Genomic DNA, 239 nt, shown 5'->3' with positions numbered 1-239 from the left:
CTGAGACGCGTCGTCCGTCACCACCAGCGTGGCGCCTGTGTCGGCCAGGACATGGCGGATGCGGTCGGCCGGATAGCGGGCGTCGAGAGGTACGTAGACGGCGCCGGCTTTCATCAGGCCAAGGACCGTGGTGACCGTCTCGATCGAACGCTCCAGAAGAACGCCGACCGCGTCGCCGGGCCGCACTCCCCTGCCGATCACATCGTGCGCGACTTGGTTGGCACGCGCGTCGAGCTGTG

At 68.2% G+C, this 239-nt stretch carries 1 protein-coding gene; it reads right to left on the bottom strand.

Annotation, left to right across the window (positions count from 1 at the left end; all coding sequences use genetic code 11):
- Positions 1 to 239: AMP-binding protein (locus IG90_RS40495; protein WP_033895137.1), on the bottom strand; the 239-nt coding region annotated here is incomplete at both ends.

It is taken from the genome of Streptomyces anulatus, from assembly GCF_000721175.1.
Lineage (GTDB): Bacteria > Actinomycetota > Actinomycetes > Streptomycetales > Streptomycetaceae > Streptomyces > Streptomyces anulatus_C.
Note: the sequence above shows the minus strand (reverse complement) of the source record. Positions and strands in the feature narration are given on the sequence as shown.